The organism is Micromonospora sp. CNZ296 (assembly GCF_007827635.1).
Genome location: NZ_VISW01000030.1, coordinates 46,870 through 53,589, shown reverse-complemented (window position 1 = coordinate 53,589; position 6,720 = coordinate 46,870). Strand labels below are relative to the sequence as shown.

Annotated in this window: 7 protein-coding genes; 1 reads left to right on the top strand and 6 read right to left on the bottom strand. The window is 71.5% G+C overall.

Translation table 11 applies throughout. The annotated features are described in order from the left end of the window. Window positions 1-107 precede the first annotated feature (107 nt). Window positions 108-857: a hypothetical protein gene (locus FB455_RS31555; RefSeq protein ID WP_013284975.1), complete on the top strand. Its 750-nt coding sequence runs from the start codon at window positions 108-110 to the stop codon at window positions 855-857. Window positions 858-1,198: 341 nt separating this feature from the next. On the opposite strand, the gene FB455_RS31550 is transcribed toward FB455_RS31555, so the two are convergent. From FB455_RS31550 to FB455_RS31525, 6 genes are all read right to left on the bottom strand, one after another. Beyond that, window positions 1,199-1,660 (bottom strand): DUF4262 domain-containing protein, encoded by a 462-nt coding sequence (locus FB455_RS31550; protein WP_013284976.1) that lies wholly within the window; start codon window positions 1,658-1,660, stop codon window positions 1,199-1,201. Further along, entirely contained in the window at window positions 1,653-2,051 is a 399-nt protein-coding gene (locus tag FB455_RS31545) for a hypothetical protein (RefSeq protein ID WP_013284977.1), read from the bottom strand. Before FB455_RS31545 ends, FB455_RS31550 begins: the two co-directional genes overlap by 8 nt. 38 nt (window positions 2,052-2,089) lie before the next feature. Next, the gene (locus FB455_RS31540; RefSeq protein ID WP_013284978.1) at window positions 2,090-2,698 is read right to left on the bottom strand and encodes an HAD domain-containing protein; all 609 of its coding nucleotides are present in this window, start codon (window positions 2,696-2,698) and stop codon (window positions 2,090-2,092) included. After that, the gene (locus FB455_RS31535; protein ID WP_013284979.1) at window positions 2,695-3,306 is read right to left on the bottom strand and encodes a hypothetical protein; all 612 of its coding nucleotides are present in this window, start codon (window positions 3,304-3,306) and stop codon (window positions 2,695-2,697) included. The genes FB455_RS31540 and FB455_RS31535 overlap by 4 nt, the downstream gene beginning before the upstream one ends. 280 nt (window positions 3,307-3,586) lie before the next feature. Continuing rightward, on the bottom strand, window positions 3,587-5,224 hold the full coding sequence (locus FB455_RS31530) for a VWA domain-containing protein (RefSeq protein WP_013284980.1): 1,638 nt from the start codon (window positions 5,222-5,224) through the stop codon (window positions 3,587-3,589). 30 nt (window positions 5,225-5,254) lie between these two features. After that, window positions 5,255-6,424, bottom strand: coding sequence for an AAA family ATPase (locus tag FB455_RS31525; protein ID WP_013284981.1), 1,170 nt, complete (start codon window positions 6,422-6,424; stop codon window positions 5,255-5,257). Window positions 6,425-6,720 lie beyond the last annotated feature (296 nt).

Below are 6,720 nucleotides of genomic sequence, written 5' to 3'. Positions count from 1 at the left end.
TCCGGCGCCCAAGTCTGGATCATGTCCCCGACAACATCCGCCACAAATAGAAGATCATGCCCGAGGCCACAACCTCACCAACTGAGACACCCCCTTAGATCACCGGCATGACGGACTGGTCCCAGCTCAGGCATGCCTACGGCGTGGCAGATGACGTTCCGGGTCTGCTGGCGAGGGCTGAACCGGACCCGCGCAGCCCGGTCTGGGGCGAACTGTGGTCCCGGCTGTGCCATCAGGGCACGGTGTACCCGGCAAGCTTCCCGGCGTTGTCAGTCCTGACGGAGATCGCGGGCCGCTGGTCGCCCGCGCAGCGGACGATGCCGCTGGCGCTGGCGGCTGACATCGTGTCCAGCGTGGATCAGCCCTACGGTGATCTCGACCCGCACGTTACTTATCCGTACGAAATCGCTCGACTGAGAGCGCTGACCGAGGAAGCGCTCCGAAGTGCCGGTCCCGATGACGACCCCAGCACCTACGTCTATATGTTGCAGGCGCTGCTGGCGTTCGAGGGTGTCGAGGTCTGGGGCAGACACCTCGACGGGCTCAACGACGAGGAATACGAGGTGGCGTGCCTGCAATGCGATGAAGAGATCTTCGTCGCGTTCGGCCAGTACGGAACGTTTACCACGCTGGACAGCATGTACATGAACGACTCCGGCTCCAAGCGGCTGCCACTGCTGCCCGCTGATCCTGATGACTTGACGGGTGTTGGAAAACGCCTGCACGCTCGCGCGATCGCCGACGACCATCCTGACATCGCCGAGAAGCTGACTTACGTGTTTGGCCGAGCGGACTGCCTGGCCTGCGGCGAGCGCTTCGGTGTTGAAGAGGCCATTACCGCCAGATGGTCCGGCTAGATTCTGTCGATCGCCGTAGCCATATGATGGCGGCGATGAGAACCAGACAGGCGCGGTAGATGCTGGCGCGCTAGGCATAGCGGGTGTCCAGGTCACCCCAGGGTTCGGCTACGGCACCCTCTCCTACGCCTACGCGGTTCTCACCACGTACCTGGACTGGCTGTTTCTGTCGCAGGCGGAGACCGAGCGCCGCCGGTGCCCGAAACGACGGGTATCTACAGACGAGGCCGCCCAGCGGTGCACGACGAGCTCGCCGATCACGCGCTGGGACGCAGCGACTCATACGGTTGGCTGACCACCACGGCGGCGCCGATCGCGGACGACGGAGGTCGGGTGTCCGGCTACAGCCGGCCGATCAGCGGCTGTGTCCGCGGCTCGAAGCGGTACCCGTCGTCCCAGGGGAATCGGCCCTGCTGGTCCGGCCACACCATCTGCTGGAGGCGGACCTGGTCGCGGCCGTAGCGGCTGATCGCCAACCCGGGCATCAGTTCGTCTGTCGGCGGCCCGTCGATGATGATCGCGTCGTAGCCGGCGATGAGGTCGCTGAGGCGTTGTCCGTGGGTGAACCGTTCGGCGGTGTCGTAGACCCGGCGAGCCAGGTCGTTGAGCAGACTGTGGGCGACCTCGGGTGGCAGTCCGGCGGTGATCAGTTCGGGGTAGTCGTGGGCGGTGAGCCCGACGGTGTAGGCGAATGGGGCGGTGGTGACGGTGCCGTCGTCGGTGGGCAGGACGTACGTGACGGCCCAGCCGATGGTGTCGATGATCCGCTCTTGACGCCGGAGGACGTCGTTGATGTCACGCATGGTCGGTGTCTCCTAGGCATTCGGCGCTGGGGGTGGGGTCCGTGCCTGGGTGGGGTGGCTCGACGTCGACGAAGCCCCAGAGGTGTTCCATGACCTGGAGTTGCCAGGTGCGGTAGCGGTCGGCGAAGCCGCGGCAGAGCGCGGGCGGGACCGGGCTGCCGGCGTAGGGCAGCGTCGAGTGGCAGATGATGTATCCCGCGTCGCCGCGCGCCTCGCGCACCATCTGCTGGAGCCGGCCGGGGGTGAGGTGCATCGGGTTGCCGGGCTTGAAGATGCAGGTGGCGCACTCGCGGGCGAGCCGGCGGGTCTTGCGCAGTTCCGGGTCGCCGACGCTGAGTCGGGGTGACCGGTCGACGTCCGGTTCGTCGGCGGCGTCGAACATGTTGTCCATCGTCATGTCCTTGTCATGTGCGGCACGGGCCCGCATCCCTAGGCGTTGGATGCGGGCTCGATGAGTCCGGGTAAACGGAGTTCTTGGGTGCCGGTGTGGCGTGGCCAGAGCTCAGCCAGCCAGGTCAGCACCGTGTCGACGTCGGCGCGGCGCAGCCCGTCGTACGGGTCGACCGGGTGAAGCAGGGTGGGTGCGCCGTCGGCGGTGCGCTGGCCGGCGGTGGTGGGGTCCTTGCCGCCGAACTCGTCGTCGAGGACGGCGAGTGGCCGCCGCGCGATCCACGCGTACAGGGGGCTGAGTTTGGTCTGGTGGCCGAAGCGGACCCCGCCGGCGTGGACGGGGACGTGCGGCCAGGTGGTCGGCAGGCCCAGCCGTGGTGCGATCCATGCGGCGGCGAGGTGGTTCCAGCTGGTGCACCAGACCGGTTGGGCGTGTTCGGCGAGTTCTCGCAGCCAGGGCCCGTGGTCGGGTTTCAGCCAGACGGTGCCGGTGACGTGCCGGCAGTCGGGGGCGGGCCCGTTGTAGCGGTGCGGCCGGTAGCCGAGTGTTTCGGCGTGGGCGGGGTTGGCGGGGTTGAGGACGCCGTCGACGTCGATGGCCACGACGGGGGAGGAAGTGGGGTGCGCGGGTGGTCGGGTGGTGGTCACGGCTGGGCCTGCTCGCTGAGGATCGGGTGCAGGGGCACGGTGAGCCGGTCGGCGGTGCGGCCGGGCCGGTCGGCGGGTTGCCACGTGTCGGCGGCGGCGTGGGTGGGGAAGGGGCCGATGGCGGCGAGCCTGCCGTCGGTGCGGTCGAGCAGCACGAGAACGGCGGTGCGGGCGTCGTCGAGCGCTGGCCGGAGAATGTGGGCGAGGTCGGGCGGGAGGTCGACCCAGCCGGTGGCGGGTAGATCCGTGACGGCGGGGTCGTGCAGCGGCACGGGCCTGGTCACGGCGAGGGTGGTGCTGTCGAGCGCGAGCGTGGCGGCGTGGGAGTGGGCTGCGTCGGCGCCGCTGGTGGGGCCGTGGGCGTCGAGGTCGCCGCTGGTGTGGACGGCGATCAGCGCGTGCGGGTCGCGGATCTCCAGGGAGTCGAGGACGGCGAGGGTGATGGTGTCGCCGGTGCGCATGTCGCGCAGGGTGAGCAGGACCGGCCGTCCGTCCGGGTCACGGTTCCAGGTGATGGCGTAGAAGTGTTCGCTGGTGACGTCGTGCAGGCGCCGCCAGGCGCGGTTGTCGGTGTCGAAGGGGTGTTCGTCGTCGGTGCCGTAACGCATGAGGAACTCCTTGTCGGGCAGCGTCGTAGTCGCGCCCCGGGATCTGGATCGGTCGGGGCGCGATGCATGCACGCTTCGATGGCGAGGGATGGTCAAGTCGCCGGGGGCGGCAGCGATGCCGTTCGGCATCGGGCCCTCCGCGAGATGCGAGTGGGGCCGCCTGTGGCAGCCCCGCGTTCCAGGCCCGGTATGTCGCGGGGGCGCGGTGCGCGGCGCTGCCCGGCAGCGGCCCGGGCAGCGCCGCGGCGCGGGGTGGGACTGGTCGGCTGCCGGCCGGGGTTCAGGCCTGGGTGAGGGCGGTGACGGCGGCGTCGGCGATCGCCGCGATGGCCTCGGTCGGGTCGGTGACGGTCAGGGTGGTGGCGTGGGTGAAGGTGTGCCCCCAGATCTGGTCCGGGTCGGCCGGTTCGCCGTCGGTGGGCGGGTCGGCGGGGTGGAGCCACAGCACGGCGCAGCCGGCGCGGTGCAGGGTGGTGACGAGTTGCTGGCCGGCGGGGATGTCGTCGAGGTAGCCGTCGGAGACGACGGCGAGCATCCGCAGGGCGCGGCCGTGGCGCAGGTCGAGGAGCTGGTCGGCGACCTTGACCGCTTCCGGGAAGGTGGCGGTTGCCAGCTCGGTGCGCATGTGCAGCACCTGCCTCGGGTAGGTGCGTGGGGGCACTAGGACGGTGGTGCGGTCACCGAACCCGATGGTGGTGGTCGTCGCCTGCGCGCGGCGTGCCGCGTTGGCGAAGATCCACGCGGCCGACGACATCGCCTGCGTGTAGCGGGCCATCGACCCGGACAGGTCGACCAGGACAGCCAGGTGCAGGCGGGGCTTCTCCGGAGGCAGCTGGGCGCGTTGCTGCCACGGGGCGGCGGTCGGCATCTGCCCGGCGGCGGTTTGCGCGTCGGCGGTGATGGCGTGGCGGGTCCGCAGCCGACCGGGTGGGATCGGCGAGGGGCGCCGGCCGGGTTCGGGGTGGCGGGTGCGGGCCTGCCGCAGCCGGTTGGCGAGGTCGCGGGCCGCGCGGTGTTCCTGCTCGGTCGGGTCGGTTCGGTCCCACTCGGTGGGTGGGCTGTGCCGGTGGGCGAGCAGCGCCGTCGCGTACTCGGCCGGGGTGACGCCGGCGGCGACGGCGAGGTAGTCGACGAGGGCCGCGGCGAGGCGGCCGGGAAACAAGCCCGGGTCCGGTACGGGGGTGTCGTACTGCTGGTCGGGGTCGATGCCGAGGACCTGACACCACCGGCGGGCCAGGCAGATCATGGTGTCGGCGTCGGTGTCGTCGCAGGTGTGGGCCTCCCGCCAGATGTCGCGTAGCTGCCGCAGGCGTTTGCGTCCGAGGACGCCTGTGACGGCGGCGCGAACGGGGCGGACGTCTTTGCTGGTGACGATGCGGGCGTCGACGCGGGCCAGGAGCAGCGCGGCGAGTTGTCCGGCGTGCCACGCGTCGTCGATGGCCGCGTCGTCGGGGCGCAGGAGGGTTGTCACGACGTGGCGCAGCCAGCGGCGGTCGCCGCGGCGGCGGGCGCGTTGGCGTCCTTCGGCCCGGGATTCCTCGAGTAGGTCAGCCACGGTGGCGAGGATCGGCGGGGTGCCGGGCGGGGTGGTCCAGCGGCTGTGCACGGCGTGCGCGGCGCCGTGCACGAGCAGCCCGTAGCCGGTGGGCACGAGCCGCTTGTGCCGGGCCTTGGCCGGGTCGGTGACGTCGGGGCTGTCGGCGATGTAGGTGGCGTCGACCTCGATCCGGTTGAGGGCGGGGTAGAAGCACTCGGGTGCGTCCCCGGCGGCGCCGGGCGCGACGAGGACGGTGAGGTCGGTACGGCCGGTCAGCAGCGGAACGTGCTGGGTCCACGCCTGCGACCAGGCCCGCCAGTCGGCGGCGCCGGCCGGCGGCGGCGGTGTGCCGGGGCGCAGGTGGGTGTGCGGGTGGGACACGAACGGGGCTCCTTCCAGAAAAGGGGGCGGTTAGCGCTTGCCGAGGGCGAGCGCGGTGATGGGCGTGCCGGTGTGCCGGGACAGGGCGGCGGTGACGTCGTCGCGGGCGTCCTGCGGGGCGATGCCGGCCAGGTTCGCCAGGGCGGCGCTCATACCCAGTTGGTCGCGGACTGTGACGAAGCCGAGCAGTTCGCGTAGCTGGGGCGCCCATACGGTCGTGCCGGCGGCGAGGTCGGCGTTGAGGTCGATCGCGGCGGCCACGACCGGCTTGGGGACGCCGAGTTGGCGGGCGAGGTCCCAGTCGGTGGTGACGTGCAGGTGGACGGTGAACCGGGAGGCCAGGGCCTCGGTGAGGACCGCGCCGTGCACGCCCGGGTTGTGGCCGGCGACGATGTAGAACCCGTCGACGGCCTGCACGGTTTCGTTGCCGTGCGCGGGGATGGTGACGGTGCCGCGGCCGTCCATGGCCGGGTACAGGACTGCCAGGACGCGGGGCGGGATGAGGGTGGCGTCGTCGACCAGCAGCACCCGCCCCTGGCGCATCGCGGTGACGAGGGGTCCGTGGACGAACTCGTAGCCGCCGCCGGGGACCGGGTTGTAGGAGCCGAGGAAGTCGTCGACGACGGTGTCGCCGGTGCCGGCGACGGTCAGCAGGTCGGGGAACGCCGCCTCGACCATCGCGGTCTTGCCGGTGCCGGGCGGCCCGTACAGCAGCACCGGCACCTGCTGGGTGCGCAGCCGGCGCAGTTCCTCGACGTCCCAGCCTTTGCCGAGCCGCCGCGGGTGATAAAGCGTCCCGTTCGGCCGCGGCACCGGCGCGGGCCGGGACTGCCGGCCACCACCACCACCACTGCTGCCGCTGGAGCGGGTGCGGGGCGCGGCGGGCGGGAGGGCGCCGGCGGCGTCGATGCCGGCCTGGGTGATCTGGAACCGGTGTGGGTTGCGGTGGTGGGTGGCGTGCCCGGCGGCGGCCATCTTCTTCAGCGCCTCGAACACCGCCCCGGACGACGGTGCGCCGATCGCCCGGGTGATCTCACCTACCTTGAGAATCTGGTCGGGGTAGTCGGCCAGGTGCAGGGCGACCTTGCGGTAGAGGTAGCCGGACCGGCCGGAGCCCGCCCCGGTGGCGGGAGTGCCGGCGCCGCTGGCCGGGGCCGGGTCGTTCTGCGGTGAACCGGCCGGTGGGTGTGGTGTCGTCATGGGATTGCCTCGATTCGGGGTCGGGCCCGCGCACCCGCCTCCGGGTGCGCGGGCGGTGGGTACCGCACAGCGGAGACGGGCGGGGCCAACCACGCCGGCCCGCGCGGGGCCGGGCAGGTGGGCGACCACACCCCTGGTGCTGAAGGGTTACGGCGACACGTCAGATCGCCGCTGGTACGTGCTGGTCGGTGTCGAGGCCGCGCGGGCGGTGTCGGCGCCGACGATGGAACCTCCGCCAGGCCAACCGATCAAGTCGAATGGGTGCGCGGGTGCGGGAGCGCCGGCTGACTACGTGT

Excerpts from the sequence above, each read along its gene's own strand:
- FB455_RS31555 (WP_013284975.1), top strand. The coding sequence starts at position 108 with ATGACGGACTGGTCCCAGCTCAGGCATGCCTACGGCGTGGCAGATGAC.
- FB455_RS31550 (WP_013284976.1), bottom strand. The coding sequence starts at position 1,660 with ATGCGTGACATCAACGACGTCCTCCGGCGTCAAGAGCGGATCATCGAC.
- FB455_RS31545 (WP_013284977.1), bottom strand. The coding sequence starts at position 2,051 with ATGGACAACATGTTCGACGCCGCCGACGAACCGGACGTCGACCGGTCA.
- FB455_RS31535 (WP_013284979.1), bottom strand. The coding sequence starts at position 3,306 with ATGCGTTACGGCACCGACGACGAACACCCCTTCGACACCGACAACCGC.
- FB455_RS31525 (WP_013284981.1), bottom strand. The coding sequence starts at position 6,424 with ATGACGACACCACACCCACCGGCCGGTTCACCGCAGAACGACCCGGCC.